Raw genomic sequence first — 21198 nt, forward strand, 5'->3', positions numbered from 1 at the left:
CCAACCCTGGCTACTCTCTGCTCAGCCACGTATGAGAGCGCTCTCGGCAGACCCGGTGTTCCACCCCCACTTCTGGAACGACGAAGGGCAACTCCCGTGAAAAGTGCAAGACTTACGCGTGCGGCGCTGTCCGCACTGCTGATTCTCGGTGGACTGAGCACGGTGGCCGCGTTTCCGGCCTCGGCCAGTTCGGCCGCCGCGGTTTCCCCCTCCTCCTCCGACGCGCGTACGGGCGCGACGGCGGGCAAGGCCGCTTCCGACGGGCTGATGGCCGCCATGCAGAAGGACTTCGGCCTCACCCGGCAGCAGGCCGAGGCCAGGATCGCGGCCGAGAAGGCGGCCGGGAAACTGGACCCGAAGGTCCGCGGGATGGCGGGCGGCGCGTTCGGCGGGTCCTGGTTCGACGCGGGCAGCGGACGCCTGACCGTGGGCATCACCGCCGACGCCCCGGCGGCCACCCGCGCCGCGATCGAGAAGGCGGGCGCCGACACCGCCACCGTCCCCCGCAGCGCCCGCGAACTCGACACCGCCAAGAACCGCATCGACCGCCTCACCGCCCCCGCCGGGGTGACCGGCTGGCACGTCGAGCCGAAGGCCGGCACCGTCGTGGTCGATGTCGCGCGCGCCGACAGGTCCTCGGCGGAGGTACGGGACTTCGTCACCAAGGCCCGCGCCACCGGACCCGTCACCGTCCGCACCGTCGCCGACCGCGTCCGCACCTACGCGGCCGGTACCGTCGGTGGTGACCCGTACTACACCGGCAACGTCCGCTGCTCCATCGGTTTCTCGGTGCTGGGCGGCTTCGTCACCGCCGGGCACTGCTCGCAGGCGGGACCGGGCGTCACCGGCTGGGACGGGTCGTTCATCGGGAACTTCCAGGGTTCCTCGTTCCCCGACAACGACTACGCCTGGGTGAACGTCGGCAGCGGCTGGTGGACGGTGCCGGTCGTGCTCGGCTGGGGCCAGGTCTCCGACCAGCTGGTGCGCGGCTCCAACGTGGCCCCGGTCGGCACCTCGATCTGTCGCTCCGGCTCCACCTCGCACTGGCACTGCGGTACGGTCCTCGCCTTCAACGAGACCGTCAACTACAGCCAGGGCGCGGTGCACCAGATGACCAAGACCAGCGTCTGCGCCGAACCCGGCGACTCCGGCGGCTCGTTCATCTCCGGCGACCAGGCCCAGGGCGTCACCTCCGGAGGCTGGGGCAACTGCTCCAGCGGCGGCGAGACGTGGTTCCAGCCCATCAACGAGATCCTCGGCCGCTACGGCCTGACCCTCCAGACGGCCTGACCCCACATAGGGCCCCGCACCACCAGGTGACACGAGAAGGGGGCTCCGCCACACATGTGCGGAGCCCCCACTCCCGTACGGGCGCACCTGTGCCGCCGCAACACGTCCACACGTCCGCAGATCCGCAGGTCCTTCCACGGCAGCCCCTCGCGGCAGGACCGTGCGACCACCCCCTACAGCACCCGTTGCCGCCGCCCCAGCCACGTCTGCGCGATGACCACGACCGCCAGGAACGCCCCGCTGACCACCTGCTGGTACGCCGAGTCCAGCGAGCCGATCTGGTTGATGACGTTCTGGATCACCTTCAGCAGCGCGACCCCCACCAACGTCCCGCTGAGGTAGCCGAACCCGCCGGTCAGCAGGCTGCCACCGATGACCACGGCCGAGATCGCCTCCAGTTCCATGCCGGAGCCGAGGATCGTCACCCCGGACACCAGCCAGGCCGCGTTGAGCGCCCCGGCGAGCCCCGCGCACACCCCCGACAGGGTGTAGACACCGACCTTGGTCCGGGCCACCGGCGCCCCCATCAGCGCCGCCGCGTCCTCGTTGCCGCCAACCGCGTACACGTACTGCCCGAACCGCGTCCGGCGCAGCACCACCGCGCCCAGCACGAACAGCGCGACCGTGATCCACACCGGTACGCCGATCCCGAGCGGCGCCCCCTGTCCCAGGTCCGCGAAGAACGAGCCCTTGTCCACCAGGTACGTCCGTGACCCCTCGTCGGTGAGGGCCAGCAGTACCCCGCGCGCCCCCAGCATCGAGGCCAGCGTCACGATGAACGGCGCCAGCCCCGACCGCGCGATGAGCAGCCCGTTGACCAGCCCGACCAGCCCGCACACCACCAGCGGCAGCAGCAGCGCCACCACCGTGCCGTACTGGGAGCCCCACGCCGCGAGTACCCCGCCGAGGGCGAACAGCGAGCCCACGGACAGGTCAATGCCACCGGTGACGATGACGAACGTCATGCCGAGCGCGACGACGGCGAGGAACGCCGACGACAGCGCCATGTTCTCCAGGTTGTCGCCGGTCAGGAAGGTGTCGAAGCCGAGAGAGGCCGCCACCACGACGACGGCCAGGGTGACCAGCGCGCCGTGCTGCTGGGCGACGGCGCTGAGCCGTTCGGAGCGGCGCGCGCCCGGCGGGTCGTCCCCGCTGACGGCGGCGGTCTCCGCCCGCACGACGGTCTCTTCGGTGCCCGTGGTCATCGCTTCCCCCGTTCGCGGGCCGCGTAGACGGCCCCGACGATCACCACGGCCTGCGCGATCTGTGTCCAGGACGGCGGCAGGTCGTGCTTGACGAGTGTGGTGGTGAGCAGTTGGATCAGCACCGCCCCGGCGACCGTGCCGCCGATGCGGACCCGGCCGCCGCTGAGCGGGGTCCCGCCGACCACGACGGCCGTGATCGCGGACAGTTCCATCAGCGTGCCCAGCGAGGTCGGGTCGCTCGCCGTGAGCCGTGCGGTCGCCAGCACGCCCGCGACGGCGGCGAGGACGCCCGAGCAGACGTAGACCACGACCAGCACCCGGCGCACCGGCAGGCCCGCGAGCCGGGCGGCGGGGCGGCTGTCCCCGATGGCGAGGAGCTGTCGGCCGAACGTCGTGCGCCGCACCGCGAACGCCACCAGCAGCGCGAGCGCGGCGGCGATCAGCACCAGATACGGCACCCCGAGCACGTCGCCCGAACCGAGCGCCGCCATCCCCGGATCGCGTACGTCCTTCAGCTGGGGCAGCAGCACCAGCGCGAGTCCGCGCGCCGCGACCATCAGCGCCAGCGTGGCCACGATGGGCTGGACCCCGACGAACGCGACCAGCGCCCCGTTCGCCACGCCGATCAGGGCACCGCCGACGAGGGCGATCAGCGTGGCGACCCAGGGGCCGTACCCCAGATAGAGGGAGAGCAGGGAGGTGGACAGGGCCATCACCGAGCCGACCGACAGATCGACGCCCTCGGTGCCGATGGCGAGTGCCATGCCGAGCGCGACGATCAGCACGGGTGCGACCTGTACGGCCTGGGTGCGGAAGTTCTCCGCCGACGCGAAGTTGGCGGTGAAGACGAAGTTGAACAGCAGCAGGACGACGACCCCGGCGTAGACGCCGTACTCCTGCGACAGCCGCAGCAGCCGGGCGCGGTCCAACGTGCCCTGGGTGAAGGAGAGTTCAGCCATCACTGTCTCCGGCGGAGGTCTCGGCGGGTCCGGCGGCGGGTGGGGATGCGGGCGCGGCGGTGGGGGTGGCGGCCGGGGGCGCGAGCCGGGTGGGCTCGGCGGGGCGGCCGGGCTCGGCGGCGATGGCGCGCAGGAGTCCGTCCTCCGTCACCTCGTCCCCGGTGAGTTCGCGGACCACCGCGCCGTCCTTGAGGACGATGACACGGTCGCTGCCCTCGATCAGCTCCTCGGGGTCGGAGGAGATCAGCAGCACGGCGAGTCCGTCGTCGGCCAACTCGTCCACCAGCGCCTGCACTTCGGCCTTGGCGCCGACGTCGATGCCCCGCGTCGGCTCGTCCAGCAGCAGCACCTTGGGATGCAGCGCGAGCCAGCGGGCGAGCAGTACCTTCTGCTGGTTGCCGCCGGAGAGCTCCCCGACCTTCTGGTGCGGTCCGGCCGCCTTGATGCGCAGCCGCTTCATGAAGGTGTCCACGATCCGGTCGATCCGCGCGTCGTCCACCAGCCCGAACCGCGACAGCCCCGGCAGCGCGGCGAGCGCGATGTTCTCCCGCACCGAGAGGCCCGGCACGATCCCCTCCGACTTGCGGTCCTCGGGCAGCAGACTGATCCCGGCGCGGATCGCCGCCGCCGTGGAGCCGGGGCGCACCGGCACCCCCGCGACCACGACCCCGCCGTCGTCCAGGGGCAGCGCGCCCGCGACGGCCTTGGCGGTCTCGCTGCGCCCCGAACCCAGCAGCCCGCCCAGCCCGACCACCTCACCGGGCCGCAACGACAGAGAAACGCCCGCCAGTTGGTGCCGGACGGTCAACCCCGTCGCCTCCAGCACCGGTTGGGCGGCGGCGTCGTGCGTTCCGCTGAACTTGGTCAGCCCCTCCGCGCGGACCTCCCCGACCTCGCGGCCCAGCATCAGCGACACCAGCTTCAGCCTTTCCAGCCCGGCCAGTTGACCGGTGTGCACCACCCGGCCGTCGCGCAGCACGGTCACCGCGTCGCAGATCTCGTACAGCTCGTCCATGCGGTGGCTGACGTAGACCACCGCGATGCCCCGGTCGCGCAGGGTGCGGATCACGCCGAACAGCGTGCGCACCTCGCGGGGTTCGAGGGACGAGGTCGGCTCGTCCATGACGACGACCCGCGCGTCCACCGCGACGGCGCGGGCGAGGGCCACCATCTGCTGTGTGCCGACGCCGAGTTCGCGTAGCGGGCGGCGCACGTCCACCTCGACGCCGAGTCCGCGGAGCGTCTCGCGGGCCTCGCGGTGCATGCGCCGGAAGTCGATCAGGCCCAGCCGTCCGCGCGGTTCACGGCCGAGGAAGAGATTGCGGGCCACGCTCATCAGCGGGACGAGATTGACCTCCTGGTAGATGGTGGAGATGCCCGCCTGCTGCGCGGCCAGTGGAGTGGCGAACCGCACCGGGGAGCCGTCGTAGGCCAACTCGCCCGCGTCCGGCTGGTACACACCGGTCAGCACCTTGATCAGTGTGGACTTGCCCGCACCGTTCTCGCCGACCAGGGCGTGCACCTCCCCGGCGCGCGCGGTGAAGTCCACGTCGGACAGCGCCCGCACGCCGGGGAAGGTCTTGCACAGCCCGGTGACCGTGAGCATCAGTACGCCTTGTCCACGTCGGCCGCCGCGTTCGCCTTCGTGTAGGCGCTGTCCTGGATGACGATGTCCTCGGAGACCGGCTCGCCCCGGGTGAAGGCGTCCAGGGTCTGGAAGGCAAGCGGCCCGAAACGCGGGTTGGACTCGATGACCCCGGATATCCAGCCGTCCACGATGCCCCGGACCGCGTTGCGGGTGCCGTCGATGGTCACGATCTTCACATCGCCGGGCTTCTTGCCCGCGCCCTTCAGGGCGTTGACCGCGCCGAGGCCCATCTCGTCGTTCTCGGCGTAGATGCCCTTGATCCCCGGCTTGGACTGGATCAGGTTCTCGGTGACCGACTGGCCCTTCTCGCGGGCGAAGTCACCGGTCTGCCGGAACACGACCTTCAGCCCGGGCGCCTTCTGCTTGATACGGTCCTCGAAACCCTTGGTGCGCTCGGTGGTGACGTTGTTCCCGGCCGCGCCGAGCAGGATCGCTATCTCGCCCTTCCCGCCGGTCGCCTCGATCATGCTGTCCGCGGCCCGCTCGCCCTGCCGTACGAAGTCGGAGCCGATGAAGCTCACGTAGTCCTTGCAGGCCGTGGCGTTGATCTTGCGGTCCACGGTGACGATCGGGATGTGCTTCGCGGCGGCCGTGCGCAGCACCGGCTCCCAGCCGTCCGAGTTCAGCGGCGCGACGACCAGCAGGTCCGCGCCCTTGGCGATGAGGTCCTGCACATCGCTGATCTGCTTGGAGAACTGGGACTGGGCGTTGGCGGTGAGCAGCTTCACCCCGCGCTTGGCCGCCTCGGCCTTGATCGAGGCGGTCTCCGCGATACGGAACGGATTGGCCTCCTTCTCCGACTGGGAGAAGCCGACCGTGGCCGACTTCAGGTCCAGCTTCCCGCCGCCGTAGGCGCCGATCGTGCAGGTCGGGCCGGAGCCGCCGCTCGGTGAGGCGACGACCTGGCCGGGGTCCGACGCCCGCGCGGACGACCCGCCCTTCCCGGCGTCGCTGTCCTCCGACTTGGTGCAGGCGGTCAGGAGCGCCAGGCTCGTGACCAGACCGGTGGCGATGAGGGTCCGCGCGCGGGTGCGACGCAGTGGTGCGATGGGCTTCATGGGAGTCCCCAAACGGCGTTGCCCCGAAGTGCCCTGAGAGCGCTCACGGGGTAGGACGGCTCTTGCGGTCAACTCAACGTGCACGTCGCTCAGGGCAGGTTTTTACATCGTTGGAAGAGTGCTGTAAACCCTCCGGTCCGAAATCCGACCCCATCGCTCCCCGCGCCGCGCCCCCGTTCCGGCCGACGCCCCGTCACCGCCGTCCCAGCGTGCTCTCCCGCTCCACCAGCCGGTATTCGGCGGTCAGTTCGCGCCCGCCGGTCTCGCCCCGACCGGAGAGGCTGCGCAGCAGCGAGGCGACCGCCATCCGCGCGATGGCCTTCTTGTCCGGTGCGATCGTGGTGAGGGTGACCGCGCCGAACCGGCCCTCCGCGATGTCGTCGAACCCGACCACGGCCACGTCCCACGGCACCCGCAGCCCCCGCTCGTGCAGCACCCGCATCGCGCCGACCGCGATCAGGTCGTTCAGCGCGAACACCGCGTCGGGGCGCACCCCGGAGTCGAGCATTTCGGCCATCGCCCGCGCGCCGTCGTCCCGGTCCCAGCCGCCGACCGGCACCACCAGATCGTCCGGCGCGGGCACCCCGGCCGCCGCCAACTCCTCACGCCAGCCCACCAGTCGCAGGTGGGCGGGCCGGTTCGCCGCGTCCGTGCGGGCACCGAGGTAGGCGATCCGGGTCCGTCCCCGCCCGAGCAGATGCCGCACCGCCGCCCGCGCGGCGGCCACGTTGTCCACCGCGATGTGGTCGTACGGCGCGTCGTACTCCCGCTCACCGAGCAGCACCAGCGGCACGTCGTCGTCCCGGCCGTGCAGGTCCTCCGGCTCCAGTTCCAGCGGGCTGAGGATCAGCCCGTCGATCACCCGTGCCCGGAACCCTTGGCTGACCAGCACCTCCTGCTCACGCCGACCGCCCGTGTGGTCCAGCAGCACGGTGAACTCGTGCTCGGCCGCCGCGTCGATCACCGCGCCCGCCAGCTCCGCGAAGTAGGGGTTGCCCAGCTCCGGGACGGCCAGTGCGATGATCCCCGTACGGCCCTTCCGCAGGTGCCGTGCGGTCAGGTTCGGCCGGTAGCCCAGCTCGTCGATGGCCGCCTGCACCCGCGCCCGCATCCCTGGTGTGACGTGCGGATAGTTGTTCACGACGTTGGACACGGTCTTGATCGAGACGCCCGCCCGCGCGGCCACGTCCTTCAGGCTCACCCGCAAGGGATCTCCTCGGCATCGTCGGAAGGCTCCGGCGGCCGGAGCCTTGTCATGACCCTGGACAGCGGCCGGGAGCCGTGCTCTCATGCCAACTGCCGTTTGCTTCCAACGTTGTACAGACTGAAGCAGTGAGCCGCCACCCTTCCTCACACAAGGAGGAACCCGTGCGCATCAGACCCCTCGGAAAACGCCTCTCCCTGCTCCTCGCGGCAGCCCTGGGCGTCGCCGGACTGACGGCGACCCCGTCGGCCGGGGCCGCTCAGGACCCCGTCGAGGTCCACGGACTCAAGGGTGAGTACTACACCCAGTCCGCCCCCGGTGCCTTCGACTTCGACCAGCTCAAGGCCACCGGGTTCGACCCCCAGCTCGACTTCCCGTCCCTGGAGTCCCGGCTGAACTCCGCCACCGGACGCTCCGACGACGTCAGCGTCCGCTGGACCGGCCGGGTCGTCCCCGAGAAGACCGGCGCCACCACCTTCTCCATGATCGGTGACAACGGCTTCCGCCTCTGGGTGGACGGCAGGCTTGTCATCGACCACTGGGTGGACGACTGGGACCAGGAACAGACCGCAGCCCCGGTCGAGTTGACCGCGGGCACCGCCTACGACATCAAGGTCGAGTACTTCGAGCACTACGGAGGCTCCAACCTGCACCTGCGCTGGACCCCGCCCGGCGGTACCAAGGCCGCCGTCCCGCAGTCGGCGTTCCTGCTGCCCGAGGGGTACGACTACGACGGCGCCGTCGCCACCACGGTCCTGAAGGACGGCCGCACCCTGCGGCTCGACTTCGCCCAGCCGCTCGCCCGCCCGGCGGCACGTCTCACCGACCACCTCGACGCCGTCATCGGCGGCGCGACCTGGCCGCTCGGCAGCGCCCGCCCCGACCCCGCCGACCCCAAGTCCCTGCTGGTCGCCCTCAAGGAGCCCGTCGTCGGCAACAGGACGGGCACCGCGCCCGGTCTGGCCGACATCCGCTACGACGGACAGGGCGGCCTCACCGCGAGGAACGGCGACCCGGTCCACCCGTTCTGGAGCAGCGGCGCCAACCGCTCCACGTACGAACTGCGCACCAAGTGGGCCGACACCGTCACCCCCGCCACCGCGCACCGCGAGTACCCGCGCCCCCAGCTCACCCGGGACAACTGGCGCAATCTCAATGGCACCTGGGAGTTCGCGGCGGCCCGCAGCGGCGAACAGCCGCCCGTGGGAAAGAAGCTGGGCGAGAAGATCCTCGTGCCCTACCCGGTGGAGTCGCAGCTCTCCGGGATCGAACGCCACGAGGACCGCATGTGGTACCGCCGCACCTTCACCGTCCCCGAGGGCTGGAGGATCGGTGACGGGCAGCGGCTGCGGCTCAACTTCGGCGCGGTGGACTGGCGTTCCGAGGTCTATGTGAACGGCGTCCGGGTCGCCGAACACCAAGGCGGCTACGACAGGTTCAGCGCCGACATCACCGACGCCCTCAAACCCGGCCGCACCCAGGAACTCATCGTCGGGGTCTACGACCCGACCGACGCCGCGAACGGCGAGAACCCGCCGCTCGGCAAGCAGCGCCTGGACCCCAGCGGCATCTGGTACACCCCGTCCAGCGGGATCTGGCAGACGGTGTGGATGGAACCGGTCGCCCCCGACCACGTGGAGCAGCTCAAGCTCACCCCCGACGTGGACGCGGGAACCCTGACCGTCGAACCGCAGGGTGTCCGGGACGGCCTCCCGGTCACCGCGACCGCGTACGCGGGCAGCCGCAAGGTCGGCACCGTCACCGGACGCACCGGGCAGCCCCTCACCCTGGCCGTCCCGCACGCCCGGCTCTGGTCGCCCGACGACCCGTACCTCTACGACCTCAAGGTGAAGGTCGGCGAGGACCGCGTGGGCAGCTACTTCGGGATGCGCTCGATGGGCGTGGGGAAGGTGGACGGCGTGCCGCGCACCCTGCTCAACGGCAAGCCCGTCTTCATGATGGCCACGCTCGACCAGGGGTTCTGGCCCGACGGCCTGCACACCGCCCCCAGTGACGAAGCCCTCGCGTACGACCTGAAGATGCACAAGAAGATGGGCTTCAACGCGGTCCGCAAGCACATCAAGGTCGAACCCGACCGCTGGTTCTACTGGGCGGACCGGCTCGGACTCATGGTGTGGCAGGACATGCCGGCGATGACGGCGGGCGTCAACCCGTCCACCGCCGCCCGCGCCGAGTACGAGCGCGAGATGAAGCAGATGATCGACCAGCACATCAGCAGCCCGTCGGTCGTCATGTGGGTCGTCTTCAACGAGGGCTGGGGCCAGTACGACATCGGCCGCGTCGCCTCCCAGGCCAAGTCCTGGGACCCCACCCGCCTGGTCAACAACATGTCCGGCCTCAACCTCGGCGCGGACGGCGGAGCGGGCGACATCATGGACGAGCACGGCTACCCGAGCCCGGCCCTGCCCCCGCACCCGGACGGCCAACGGGCGCTGGTGGCAGGGGAGTACGGCGGTCTCGGCCTCGCGGTGCCCGGTCACGCCTGGTCCGTGCAGCAGTCCTACGTGGACGTGGACCCGAGCACGTACACCGACGACTACCTGGAGAAGCTCGGTGAGGTGCACCGGCTCGCCTGCGAGGGCGGCAACGGCGCCGTCTACACCCAGATCACCGACGTCGAGGGCGAGTTGAACGGCCTGCTGACGTACGACCGCAAGGTGGTGAAGCCGGACGTGGGCCGGATCAAGGCCGCGCAGGACGCGCTCATCCATGACGCGTCCCGGGCGACCCCGGCCAACTGCGCCTGATCAAGCTGCGGTTGGCCGAACGATCCGAAGCCCGGTCCGTGCCCCGCCACTTCGGTGGGGTACGGACCGGGCTTCGACGCGCCTGACGCGAGCGGCGCTTCGGCGGAGAGGGCAGGATTCGAACCTGCGTGGGCCTGGTGAGAGGCCCGACCTCAAGACGTGCTCGTGGTCCCCGATCAGCCGCTCCGGGCACCTCTCCTCGCTCCCGGCTCCGGCTTCCGCCGCCGCCGTTCACAAGGACAACAGTGCCCGGGGCCGCTGACGCGGCGCTGACCTCTCCCTGACAGCCGGGCGCCGGGGTCAGCGGAAGTAGTGCCCCTGGTCGAGGTCCGCGAGCAGACCCGGTCCCCTGGGGGTCCAGCCGAGCAGGTCACGGGTGAGGGCGCTGGAGGCCGGGGCGTCGAAGCCGACGAAGGCGCCGAGCCAGCCGAAGTGCTCGCCCGCCCGCTCGGGGGCGACCGACGCCGTCTCCACCCCCAGATGGCGGCCGATCACCTCCGCCACCTCCCGCAGCGCGACCCCCTCCTCCGCCGTGCCGTGCAGCACCGACCCGGCGGGTGCCTGCTCCACGGCCAGCCGGAACAGCCGCGCCGCGTCCAGCCGGTGCACGGCGGGCCAGCGGTTGGCGCCGTCCCCGACATACCCGGAGACACCCCGGGCACGGGCGGTGTCCACCAGGGTCCGCATGAACCCGTTGTCCCCCTCGCCGTGGCAGGTGGGGGAGAGGCGTACCACTGACGCCCGCACGCCGCGGTCCGCCAGGTCCAGCGTCGCCCGCGCGGTCACCGCGCGCCCGGACACGGGGGAGCCGTCGAGCACCGGCATGTCCCGCTCGGTCGCCGTCCGGCCGGGGGCCAGTCCGGCCACACCCGACGCGATCACCAGCGGACGGCCGGATTCCGCGAGCGCGTCCCCGAAGGTGTCCACGGCCGCCCGGTCGGCGTCGGAGGCGCCCCGGTAGTCGCCGGAGAAGGCGATGTCGTGCCGGAACGCCAGGTGGATCACGCCGTCCGACCCGGCCGCCGTCCTCCCCAGCAGGTCCAGGTCGTCCAGCGAGCCGTGGACCACCTCGGCGCCCGCCGCGGTGAGCGCTGCGGCGGAGGTGCCGGACCGGGCGAGCCCGACGACCGAGTGCCCCGCGGCGGTCAGCTCGGGAACCAGGGCGGAACCGATCCAGCCGGAGGCGCCGGTCACGAAGTAACGCATGGGAGGGACCCCAAACTGTTGATGTCATTGACTGACATCGAACCTAACACCGATGACAGGCACTGTCATCACGTAGGATCTGCGGCATGGGTAGATGGGAGCCGAACGCGCGCGGGCGCCTCGCTCGCGCCGCGCTGGAACTGTTCGCGGAGCACGGGTACGAGCAGACCACCGTGGCCGGGATCGCCGGGCGCGCCGGACTCACCGAGCGCACCTTCTTCCGGCACTACGCCGACAAGCGGGAGGTGCTGTTCACCGGCTCGGCGGAGCTGGAGCAGTTGTTCGTCGGGCCGGTCGCCGAGGCCGCCCTCACTCTTCCGCCCGTGGACGCGCTGCTCGCCGGGCTCGACGCGGTCTCCGCGTTCTTCGTGGACCGCCGCGACTACGCGCGCCGCCGCCAGACCGTCATCGCCGCCAACGCGGAACTCCGCGAACGCGAACTGATCAAGATGGCCTCCCTCACCACCGCCCTCGCCGACGCCCTACGCGGCGCCGGTGTCGCGGACCCCGCCGCCGGGCTCACCGCCGAGGTCGGCGTCGCCGTCTTCCGCGTCGGCTTCGAGCGCTGGATCGCACCGGGCGAACGGCGCGAGATGGCGCCACTGCTGCACGAGGCGCTGACCGAGCTGAAGACCGTGGCGGCGGGCGGGGGCGGGCGCGGGGGTGGAGCGGGGGCGTGACGACAGGCGTGCGCCGGGCGGGGGAGGGGTCGGGGCGTCCGCCCGCCGCGTCCGCGCCGCCCTTCGCCCGGTGCGCGCCCTTCGCGCACGCGGCCGGGTCCGGGGCGAGGTCTGCACGACCCCGCCCCGGACCCGGCCCGCCGGGCGACGGATGCCCGCCCGGCGACTCGCTCAGGCGCTCACCGCCGCACCGAACCACCGCGACAACCGCGCGTCCAGCTCGCCCTGTTCGTCCCCGACCCAGACCACGTGCCCGTCGGGACGCAGCAGCGCGGCAGGGAAGCCGAGTTCCTCGCCGGTGTCCTCCACCCGGTCCACCCGGTCCGCCCAGCCGGAGACCGAGAGCGCGCCGCCGGTGCGGTCGAGAAGGAGACCGCGCCCGGTGTGCAGGTGCTCGTAGAGCCGCCCCTGCTTCAACGGGAGGTCGCGCAGCCGCCGACCGAGCGGCTCGGGGCCGTCCCCGACGTCGTAGCGGATGTCCACCCCGATGATCATCTCCGTGATGTGACGGTTCACCTCGGGCAGGTCCATCAGCTCGGTCATCAGCCGGTGCACCGCCCTGGCGCCGGGATCGGGGACCATGAGGGACATCGCGGCCCGCGTGGTGTCCAGGACACGCGCCGCGACGGGGTGCCGTTCGGCGTGGTACGAGTCCAGCAGGCCCTCCGGCGCCCAACCGGCGACCTCGGCGGCCAGCTTCCAGCCCAGGTTGAACGCGTCCTGCACCCCCAGGTTGAGCCCCTGCCCACCCGCCGGTGGATGGATGTGCGCGGCGTCACCCGCCAGCAGCACCCGGCCCACCCGGTACCGCTCCGCCAGCCGTGTCGCGTCACCGAACCGCGCCAGCCGACGCGGCTCACTGACCTCGAAGTCCGTGCCCGCGACGGCCCGCAGCCGCTCCTTGAACTCCTCGAACGTCGGCTCCGCACGGTCCGGGGCGACCCCCTCGGCGGGCACGATCGCGCGGAACACACCGTCCCCCAACGGCATGAAACCGAACCGCAGATGGGTCTTGCGGACCTCGGCCACGACAGCCGCCATCCGCTCCGGGTCCGCCCCGACCCGCATCTCCCCGATCAGCGTCTCCACCCGGCTCGGCTCGCCGGGGAAGTCCACCCCGAGCAGCCGTCGCACCGTACTGCGCCCGCCGTCGCAGCCGACCAGATAGCGGGCGCGCAGCCGCGAACCGTCGCCCAGCTCCGCCGTCACCCCCGCCGCGTCCTGCTCCAGCCCGACCAGCTCGCACCCGCGCCGGATCTCGGCCCCCGACTCCGTCGCCCACGCGGCCAGCAGCCGTTCGGTGTCGGCCTGCGGGATGGCCAGCCCGTAGGGGTGCGCGGTGTCGGCCCGCTCCGGCCAGGGCGTCACGATCCCGGCGAACAAACCGCCCACCGAGAACTTCCTGCCCTCCGCGAGGAACCGCTCCAACAGGCCCCGCTGATCCATCACTTCGACACTGCGCGCGTGCAGCCCCTGCGCCCGCGACCACTCGCTCGGCTCCGTCAGCCGCTCCAGCACGACCGTCCGCACACCGTGCAGCCGCAGTTCACCGGCGAGCATCAGCCCGGCCGGGCCGCCCCCGACCACGATCACGTCAAACAAACCGAACCACCATCCAGAAGAACGAGACCCGACCCCGCCGCCCGTCACGGCACCGGGCCGGACGTACCCCGCGAACCTCGTATTTCCGCAGGTACGGGCAACGGCCGCTCATTGTGCGGGAGCCGGGGGGCCTTGCCGCAAGGCCCCCCGTGCGCTATACGTTGAGAGTGGCAAGGAGTGAGTACGCCTCCTGAGCCCCGCTTCCCCGGCTCCTCGGCGGACCTCCCCGCGCGTGAAATCCCGCGCGGCACGCGGCTTTTCCGCAGCCTGCCCCACGTCCTCCGACCGCTCCGCCTCAGATCGCCGCGCTGAACCGCGGCAGGTAGCCGAAGGACTGACCCGGCGCCGTCGGGTGGTACGACTCCGTCGGGTGCAGCACGTCCACGCTGCGCAGCCACGGCGTGGACGAGCAGATCTCGTGCCCGGCGAAGGAGTCGCGCACGTCCACGAAGGTGAAACCGTGGTCGGCGGCGCGCTTGGCGATCACGAGGTTGAGGCGGTCCACGGCCACGTTGATCGCGGACCGCGCGGGGGTCTGGAGACCTGAGGAACAGGCCCCCGGCAACTGGTAGAAGTGCGGATAGCCGAGGACGACGACGCGTGCCGCCGGGGCCCGCGCGTCGATCGCCGCGTAGAGGCGGTCCAGATCGCCGGGCAGGACACCGTCCACATGGGCCAGCGCCTTGTCCACCGCGCTCAGGCACGCCCGCTGCCCCGCCACCACGCACGTGATCATCACACCGGAGAAGCCCGAGTCACTGCCGCCCGCCGTGACACTGACCAGCCCGGTACGCGGTCCGAGCGCCCCGAGCTGGCTCTCCAGCACGTCCGTCGTCCGGGCCCCGTTGCACGCCACGAACGTGAACGACGAGGGAGCGTGAGCGGCGGCCCACAGCGCGGGATACGCCCGGCTGCTGCGTCGGCAGTCGCCCGACGAGGCCAGGTAGTCGCCCGCGCCCACCCCGGAGGAGTACGAGTCGCCGAGCGCGACATAACCGGAGGCCGCCGGTCCGGGCGCCGCCTCGCCCACCAGCGGGCCCGCCACGGTGAACGCGACGGCCAGTAGCAGCGAGGTCACGGCGTACGCGGTTCGGGACTGTCTCATGGCTCCCGTCTATCGCGGCCGGTACACGTCCGCCCCTCGCGTCCCGGTTCCTGTTGACAGCGGGGCACGGCCCGCGAGCGGCGCCCGTAGGGGGCGCCGGACCGCTGTCGGGACGTAGCTCGAACGGCGGAACATCACCCGATGGGCGGTCACTCGAACGGCGCAGCGGGGTGTTCCCCCGCGGGTCAGGGCTCGCGCCGCGCCCGCAGCACCGTGTCGTGCCGGTGGTGAGGGCTCCCCGGAGCCGGAGCCGGGGCAGCTGCGGGCGCGGCGCGCGGGCGTGTCTCGTCCACCTGGACGGTCCACCCGGGGCCGAGGAGCCCGGCGACCTCGGCGGGCCCGTAGAGGGCGCCGGGGTCGAACTCGCGCACGACCTCCGGGGTCAGGTCCGCCAGGTCGTGGCCCACGAAGAGGAGGCAGCCACCGGGCGCGACGGCGGACAGCAGGCCGCGCAGCGCGGCGTGGTCCGGGGTGCGGGGGAGCGGAAAGTAGTGCACGGACACCAGGTCGTACGCCCCGGCCGGGGGCGCCGTCCTGGTCACGTCGGCCTCCCTCCACTCCACGCGGCCCGCGAGGTCCGGACCGGCCGCCCGCGCCGCCCGCAGCAGCGCGGTGGGGGAGACGTCGATGCCGGTGACATGCCAGCCCCGCCGGGCCAGCCACACCGCGTCACCGCCCTCCCCGCAGCCCACGTCCAGCGCGCGGCCCGGCGGCAGCGCCGACACCTCCGCGACCAGGACACCATTGGCGCCGCCGCTGAAAAGACGGTCCTGGGCGCGGTACCGCTCGTCCCACCGCTGTGCGTCCACGGGCTGGCCTCACCTTCCGAGATCCGACGGGGAGACCGAATCTCCCCGCACCCCCGTCCCCACGACAACATCCGTTGCCGAAACCGCAAAACCGGCCGCGCCGCACCCCCGACACGGCCCCCGACGTCCGTGAGGTGCCGGGGGAGGGCCCCTGCGTGATCCTGTAGGGGTGCGCGGAGTCTTCAAGGGGGCGATCCCGGCGGCCTACACCGCACCGGGCCGACAGGCGGTGCGGGTCACCCTCGCCGCCGTCACCTGCTTCTACGTCTTCCGCTACGCGCTCGGCATGCCCGTCGCCGCCACCTACGGGCTGTTCGCCGCCGTAGCGGTCGGCGGCCTCTCCAAGATCCCCGGCTCCGGACGGCAACGGGCGACGACCGGGCTCTGTCTGCTCCCGGTCTGCCTGCTGCTGGTCGTCCTCGGCACCTACCTCTCGGTGCGCACCTGGAGCGCCGTCGCCGGCATGCTCGTGATCGGGTTCGCGCTCGCCTTCTCGGCGGTCGGCGGCCCACGTGAGGCGGGCGCGGCACCCGGCCTCCAACTCCTCTACATCCTCCCGTCGTTCCCGCCCTACGACCCCGCCTCGCTCCCGGAACGCCTCCTCGGCACGACCGCCGGACTGCTCCTGTTCGCCGCCGCCGAGGTACTGGTCCTGCCCGCGCCGGGCGCCCCGCCGTACCGGGAGCGCGTCGCGCACGCCGCGGGTGTCGCCGCCGACTGCGCGGCGCGGCTGACCCGGCCGCCGTACGCGCTGACCCCGGCGGAGGTGCGGACCGCCGCCGAGGCCGGGCACGCCCTGCGCCCGCTGACGGTGCCGGAGGCGGAGCGTCCGGCCGGGCCCGGCGTGCGGGACCGCGCGCTCACCCACGTCGGACTGGCCACCCGCACGCTGTTGAGCCGCCTCGCCCAGCCGCCCGCCCCGCCCTGCGCCGGAGCCGGGCCCGAGCCCACCGCCGTCGTCCGCGCCGTCGCCGGTCTCGCCACGGCCACCGCCGCCTGCCTGCGCGGGGGACCGTCACCGGGCGCGGAGTACGAGGAGCTGAGCGCGGCCCGGCAGCGGCTGGTTGGGGCACCGGTGGCGGACGCGCGGACGGCCGCCGCTCCGGAAAGCGCCTTCGACGCGCACCCCGTCACCCCCGCCGTGCTGCGCCGCCAGGCCGCCGCCCTGGAGATCGCGGACGCGGCGCTCGCCATGAGCACCGCCGCCGACCTCGCCGTACACGGCCGCCACGCCTCGGTACGGGTTGCGCCGGGCCGCTTCTGGTACGCCACCACGTCCGCGCCGCTGCTGTGGTGGCACCGGCTGGAGGGGCACGCCGGACGCCGGTCGGTGTGCTTCCAGAACGCGGTGCGCATCGCGCTCGCCCTCACGGCCGCCCGGCTGGTCGCCGGGGTGGACACCCTGCCGCACGGCTTCTGGGCCATGCTGGCGACCCTGACCCTCACCCGGACCACCACCGAGGAGACCCGCAGCACCGTCCGCCGGGCCCTCGCGGGAACGGTCGTCGGCGCGCTGGCGACCGCCGGACTGTTGGTCGTGGCCGGCACCGACTCGCCCGTGTACGCGGCCTTCCTGCCCCTGTGGATGCTGATCGCGTTCACGGTCGGACCGGTGAAGGGCGTCGGCTGGGCCCAGGGCATGTTCACTGTGGTCGTCGCCCTCGTCTTCGCTCAACTGGAACCCTCCACCTGGCAGTTGGCGGAGTTCCGGCTGCTGGACGTGCTGGTCGGCAGCGCGATCGGCATGGTGTTCGGACTGGTCGCCTGGCCACGCGGCGCCCATAACGAACTCCGTTTCGCCGCAGCCCAGTTGCTGCGCGGCGCCGCCGAGATCGTGGTGGCGACCAGTGCCTCGGTGACGGGCGGCGGTACGGCGGGTGCGTCACCGGGCGAGGCCGGGCACCGCTCGCTGCGCCGGGCCGTCATCCTCGCGGAGTCCGCGTACGCGCAGTACCAGAGCGAACCCGCCCCCTACGGACCCCGCGCCCACGGCACCGCACCACGCGGGGTGGACTGGCAGGCGACCCTGATGGCGGGCCACCACACCCTGTGGGGGTCGGAGCGCCTGCTGGACCCGCCGCCCGGCCCGCTCCGCCCCGAGGTGGCCACCACCCTCGGCGCCCTGGGCGACCGTGTCGCCGGACGCATGCTCCTGGTCTCGGCGGCCCTCGACCCCGGCGGCGACACCCCCACCGCCCCGGTACCGCACCTCACCCCCGACCACGCCGCCTTCAGCACGGAACCACCCGGCGCACCCCGCCGCTACTACGCCACCGTGTCCTGGCTGGAGTCCCTGATGACGGACCTGTCCCGCATCGCACGTGACGGCTCGACGGCAGAACTCCCGCCCGATCCGTAACGCCCTTTCTCATACGGCCACTTGGCGTGACGCGATGGTGTCCGATCGGCAACCCGACCGCCACCCGGAGACACGGAGCACACTTCTACGCTCAGGCCATGCGCAGACCACCGGCCGCGAACAGCATCCCCCCGCGCGACGGCACTCCGGCCGCTCCCGGCCAGGAGACCCCGGTGCCGGGGCCGTTCGCCCGGACCGTCTCCAACTGCTGTCTGGCCCTGCTGATGATCCCGGTCGCGCTGCTCACCTGGTTCTGGTTCGAGGTCTGGCACTCCGACCACGTCACCGCCGAGCGGGAGCGGGCGGCCACGCGATCCGTGGCCGTACAGGCACACGAGGCGTCGGACCGCGCCACCCGCGCGCTGAACTCCGCCCGCCCCACCGCGCCCGACGCGGTGATCGCCGTCATAGCCCGGCACACCGAGGCACCGCTCGTCACCTACGACCCGGCCCGCCGCACCTACACCGCCGTCGCCTCCTGGACCGCTGACTACACCAGCGAGTCGTTCTCCCTCAACGGGGACGGCTACAACCAGGTGGAACGCTGCTTCACCCTGGTCTTCCAGCGCCCCGGGGGCACGGTGTGGGCCGTGCGGTCGGCCGAACGGCACGATCGTCTGTGCTCGTCGGGCACGGACATCGCTTACGACGTGACCCTCATCCGCTCCCGCATCGAGGGAGTGCCCCTGGCGGACCTGACCCGGACCGAACTGGCCCGCGCGGTCGGTTCCACGAGGGGGCACCTCCCCAACCTCCTGCGGACCGTGCGCCGATCCCCCGACACGGTCGTCGTCACGGTGCTCGTCCGGACCGATCCGGGCGGCACGCCCGTCGAGCAGTGCTACGGGATCACGAGCCACGTGGACGCGACCGTTGGCCGCGCGGTGAATCAGGTGATCTCCGTGCCGCTGGCCACCTGCTGACCCCCGGCCGCGGGGAGCCGCCCCGATCCACGGCGCCCCGCCCCGCCCCGTCCCGTCGCGCGGCCGGGCCTCGGCCCGTGGTCCCGTCCGCCCGGCCCTTGACGTCGTCCACGCGGGCCGTGGTGCCGTTCCCCCCGGCCCGTGGTGTCGCCTAAAGGATGAACCCGCCGCTCATACGGCGTGTCGCGGTCGGCGGGGCTGCACCCTTCGACCCCGAGAGCGTCGGACGGACCCTTAGGGGGCGGATGTGGCAGAGCGGCGACAGCGACCGGTGTTGTTACGGGACCGGGCGCGTTACCTGTTCGACCGGACACTGGCCCGCAGCACGGCGAAACTGCTCGGCTGGCTCTCGGTGTGCTGTCTGGGCGTGGTCGTACCGGTCAGCGCGCTGCTGGTGTGGACCGACCCGCACGCACCGCACTCGCTGGGGGGCCGACTGCTCGCCGTGTGGCGGACCAGCGCCGAGACCCTGCGCCTCGGCGCGGTCGGCGGGGCCCCGCTGCGGATGCTGCTCTCGGCGCTGCTCGGGCTGATCGCGCTGCTGTGCGTGTCCACCCTGGTCGGCGTCATCACCACCGGCCTCGGGGACCGCCTCTCGGATCTGCGCCGGGGCCGCTCCACCGTGCTGGAACGCGGCCACGCCGTCGTCCTCGGCTGGTCCGAGCAGGTCTGCACGGTGGTCGGCGAACTGCTCGCCGCACGGGAGCGCGGGGTCGTCGCGGTGCTGGCCGACCGGGATTCCGAGGACACCGAGTCCCGGCTCGTCGCCGCACTCGGGCCCGGAGCGCGGGCCCGGCTGGTCTGCCGCAGCGGGGCACCCGCCGACCCGGAGGCGCTGAAGCTGCTCACCCCGGCCGCCGCCCGCTCCGTCGTGGTCCTCCCGGCGGACGGCGCCGACGCCGACCTCCACGTCGTACGCACCCTGCTGGCCCTGCGCGCGGTGCTCGGCGCGGACGCGGGACCGCCGGTCGTGGCCGCCGTGCGGGACGAGCGGCTGCTGCCCACCGCGCGGCTCGCCGCCGGAGCGCACGGCACCGTCCTGGAGACCGAGGCGACCACCGCACGGCTGCTGCTCCAGGCCGCCCGGCGTCCCGGTCTGCCCGCCGCGCTGCGCGACCTCCTCGACTTCGCCGGGGCCGAGTTCCATCTCATCGACGCCCCCGCGCCCGACGGCGCCGACTTCGGTGACCTGGCCCTCCGGTACGACGCGTCCTGCGTGGCCGGTGTCCTGCGCGCCGACGGCACGTTTTTGCTGACGCCCGCACCGGACACTCCGGTCGGGACGGGCGACCGGCTCCTCGTCGTCGCCCACGACGACACCGCCGAACCGCCCGCCGACTTCCGTGAGCACGTCGATCCCACCTGCGTGGCCGTTCCGGTCGCCGTCCCGGAGACACCCCTGCGGGTCCTGCTGCTGGGCTGGAACCGCCGCGCCCCGCTCCTCGTGGACGGCCTGCGCGGCAGCGCGCCGCCCGGTTCCGTCCTGGACGTCGTCACGGGGGCCGAGGGCGGACTCGTACCCTCCCAGCCGGGCCCGCCCCCCGACACGGCCGCCTGCCGACCGGCCTTCCACCCGGGGGACTTGCTGCATCCCGCGACCCTGGACGCGTGCGACCCCTTCACCTACGACAGCGTCATCGTCCTCGGCCCCGAACCCGGACCCGGTGCCGAACGGCCCGACGACCGCACCCTCGCCGTCCTGCTGGCGCTGCGCGCGCGGGAGGAGGCGGCCGGGCGGGCGCTGCCCGTGGTGGCCGAACTGTCCGACCGGCGCAGCCGCCCGCTGGCCCCGCTCGGACCGGCCGCCGACGCCGTCGTACGCGGGGAACTGACCGCGCTGCTCATGGCCCAGCTCTCCCACACGCCCGCGCTGGCACCGGTGTTCGAGGCGGTCTTCGGCGCGCGGGGCGGCGCGCTGGACCTGCGGCCCGCCGGTCAGTACGTCCGGCCCGGCAGCCTCACCTCGTTCGCCACGGTCGCCGCGGCGGCGCTCGCGCGCGGGGAGTGCGCCATCGGCTACCGCGCCCACGGAGTCCGGGCCGTCCGCCGCGACGAGGGCATCCGGCTCTGCCCGCGCAAGACCGACCGGCGGGTGTGGGGCGAGGGCGACGAGATCCTCGTACTCGCCGCCGCCCCGGCACCGCACGGCGGCCCGGCGCCCGGCCCTCCCGCCGCACGGCAGGAGTCCGCGGTACGGCGGGAACAGTGGGGCGACGGCTCCTCGGCCGCCGCAGCGCCGTGACGGCCCGCGGCGCCCCCGCCCGGAACACGCGGAGCCACGCCCACGAGGGCGGTCGGCGTGCGCCGGGCGGTGTGGTCGCACGGCTGCCCGGACGGCCGCTGATCTAGCATCGCCGCCATGAGTGGCCCGAAGGCGCGCCA

General features: G+C 73.0%; 15 protein-coding genes and 1 pseudogene. 6 read left to right on the plus strand and 10 right to left on the minus strand.

The window, feature by feature from the left end; translation table 11 throughout:
- Positions 1-96: 96 nt before the first annotated feature.
- Positions 97-1290, plus strand: a complete 1194-nt coding sequence (locus KUM39_RS06920) for a S1 family peptidase (RefSeq protein WP_217784519.1) — start codon at positions 97-99, stop codon at positions 1288-1290.
- A gap of 173 nt (positions 1291-1463) precedes the next feature.
- On the opposite strand, the gene KUM39_RS06925 is transcribed toward KUM39_RS06920, so the two are convergent.
- The 5 genes from KUM39_RS06925 to KUM39_RS06945 all read right to left on the minus strand — a co-directional run bounded on the left by KUM39_RS06925 (position 1464) and on the right by KUM39_RS06945 (position 7367).
- Positions 1464-2495: an ABC transporter permease gene (locus tag KUM39_RS06925; protein ID WP_217784520.1), complete on the minus strand. Its 1032-nt coding sequence runs from the start codon at positions 2493-2495 to the stop codon at positions 1464-1466.
- On the minus strand, positions 2492-3454 hold the full coding sequence (locus tag KUM39_RS06930; protein WP_217784521.1) for an ABC transporter permease: 963 nt from the start codon (positions 3452-3454) through the stop codon (positions 2492-2494). Before KUM39_RS06930 ends, KUM39_RS06925 begins: the two co-directional genes overlap by 4 nt.
- On the minus strand, positions 3447-5060 hold the full coding sequence (locus KUM39_RS06935) for a sugar ABC transporter ATP-binding protein (RefSeq protein ID WP_217784522.1): 1614 nt from the start codon (positions 5058-5060) through the stop codon (positions 3447-3449). The genes KUM39_RS06930 and KUM39_RS06935 overlap by 8 nt, the downstream gene beginning before the upstream one ends.
- A complete protein-coding gene (locus KUM39_RS06940; protein WP_217784523.1) occupies positions 5060-6160 on the minus strand; it encodes an ABC transporter substrate-binding protein in 1101 nt (366 codons plus the stop codon). The genes KUM39_RS06935 and KUM39_RS06940 overlap by 1 nt, the downstream gene beginning before the upstream one ends.
- 193 nt (positions 6161-6353) lie before the next feature.
- Positions 6354-7367: a LacI family DNA-binding transcriptional regulator gene (locus tag KUM39_RS06945; protein WP_217784524.1), complete on the minus strand. Its 1014-nt coding sequence runs from the start codon at positions 7365-7367 to the stop codon at positions 6354-6356.
- A gap of 161 nt (positions 7368-7528) precedes the next feature.
- Here KUM39_RS06945 and KUM39_RS06950 point away from each other — a divergent pair, with 161 nt between their 5' ends.
- On the plus strand, positions 7529-10132 hold the full coding sequence (locus KUM39_RS06950; RefSeq protein ID WP_217784525.1) for a PA14 domain-containing protein: 2604 nt from the start codon (positions 7529-7531) through the stop codon (positions 10130-10132).
- A 103-nt stretch (positions 10133-10235) separates the two neighbouring features.
- Here the strand turns inward: KUM39_RS06950 and KUM39_RS06955 are convergent.
- Positions 10236-10331 (minus strand): annotated as a pseudogene (locus tag KUM39_RS06955).
- 101 nt (positions 10332-10432) lie between these two features.
- Positions 10433-11338, minus strand: coding sequence for an SDR family oxidoreductase (locus KUM39_RS06960; protein ID WP_217784526.1), 906 nt, complete (start codon positions 11336-11338; stop codon positions 10433-10435).
- Positions 11339-11424: 86 nt separating this feature from the next.
- On the opposite strand from KUM39_RS06960, the gene KUM39_RS06965 reads away from it, so the two are divergent.
- Positions 11425-12018: a TetR/AcrR family transcriptional regulator gene (locus KUM39_RS06965; protein WP_217784527.1), complete on the plus strand. Its 594-nt coding sequence runs from the start codon at positions 11425-11427 to the stop codon at positions 12016-12018.
- 171 nt (positions 12019-12189) lie between these two features.
- Here the strand turns inward: KUM39_RS06965 and rox are convergent, their stop codons facing one another.
- The 3 genes from rox to KUM39_RS06980 all read right to left on the minus strand — a co-directional run bounded on the left by rox (position 12190) and on the right by KUM39_RS06980 (position 15534).
- Entirely contained in the window at positions 12190-13620 is a 1431-nt protein-coding gene (gene rox, locus KUM39_RS06970; protein ID WP_217784528.1) for a rifampin monooxygenase, read from the minus strand.
- A gap of 295 nt (positions 13621-13915) precedes the next feature.
- On the minus strand, positions 13916-14725 hold the full coding sequence (locus KUM39_RS06975) for an SGNH/GDSL hydrolase family protein (protein WP_217784529.1): 810 nt from the start codon (positions 14723-14725) through the stop codon (positions 13916-13918).
- Between the two features lie 185 nt (positions 14726-14910).
- On the minus strand, positions 14911-15534 hold the full coding sequence (locus KUM39_RS06980) for a class I SAM-dependent methyltransferase (RefSeq protein ID WP_217784530.1): 624 nt from the start codon (positions 15532-15534) through the stop codon (positions 14911-14913).
- A gap of 169 nt (positions 15535-15703) precedes the next feature.
- Between KUM39_RS06980 and KUM39_RS06985 the strand changes: the two genes are divergently transcribed.
- From KUM39_RS06985 to KUM39_RS06995, 3 genes are all read left to right on the plus strand, one after another.
- On the plus strand, positions 15704-17893 hold the full coding sequence (locus tag KUM39_RS06985; protein ID WP_308288064.1) for an FUSC family protein: 2190 nt from the start codon (positions 15704-15706) through the stop codon (positions 17891-17893).
- A gap of 98 nt (positions 17894-17991) precedes the next feature.
- Positions 17992-18816, plus strand: coding sequence for a hypothetical protein (locus tag KUM39_RS06990; RefSeq protein ID WP_217784531.1), 825 nt, complete (start codon positions 17992-17994; stop codon positions 18814-18816).
- Positions 18817-19063: 247 nt separating this feature from the next.
- Positions 19064-21058, plus strand: coding sequence for a CASTOR/POLLUX-related putative ion channel (locus KUM39_RS06995; protein ID WP_308288065.1), 1995 nt, complete (start codon positions 19064-19066; stop codon positions 21056-21058).
- Positions 21059-21198 lie beyond the last annotated feature (140 nt).

This window comes from Streptomyces corallincola, from assembly GCF_019104725.1.
GTDB lineage: Bacteria > Actinomycetota > Actinomycetes > Streptomycetales > Streptomycetaceae > Streptomyces > Streptomyces corallincola.

Coding starts and splice junctions, on each gene's coding strand:
- KUM39_RS06940 (WP_217784523.1), bottom strand. CDS start 6,160: ATGAAGCCCATCGCACCACTGCGTCGCACCCGCGCGCGGACCCTCATC.
- KUM39_RS06965 (WP_217784527.1), top strand. CDS start 11,425: ATGGGTAGATGGGAGCCGAACGCGCGCGGGCGCCTCGCTCGCGCCGCG.
- KUM39_RS06975 (WP_217784529.1), bottom strand. CDS start 14,725: ATGAGACAGTCCCGAACCGCGTACGCCGTGACCTCGCTGCTACTGGCC.
- KUM39_RS06990 (WP_217784531.1), top strand. CDS start 17,992: ATGCGCAGACCACCGGCCGCGAACAGCATCCCCCCGCGCGACGGCACT.
- KUM39_RS06925 (WP_217784520.1), bottom strand. CDS start 2,495: ATGACCACGGGCACCGAAGAGACCGTCGTGCGGGCGGAGACCGCCGCC.
- KUM39_RS06935 (WP_217784522.1), bottom strand. CDS start 5,060: ATGCTCACGGTCACCGGGCTGTGCAAGACCTTCCCCGGCGTGCGGGCG.
- KUM39_RS06960 (WP_217784526.1), bottom strand. CDS start 11,338: ATGCGTTACTTCGTGACCGGCGCCTCCGGCTGGATCGGTTCCGCCCTG.
- KUM39_RS06930 (WP_217784521.1), bottom strand. CDS start 3,454: ATGGCTGAACTCTCCTTCACCCAGGGCACGTTGGACCGCGCCCGGCTG.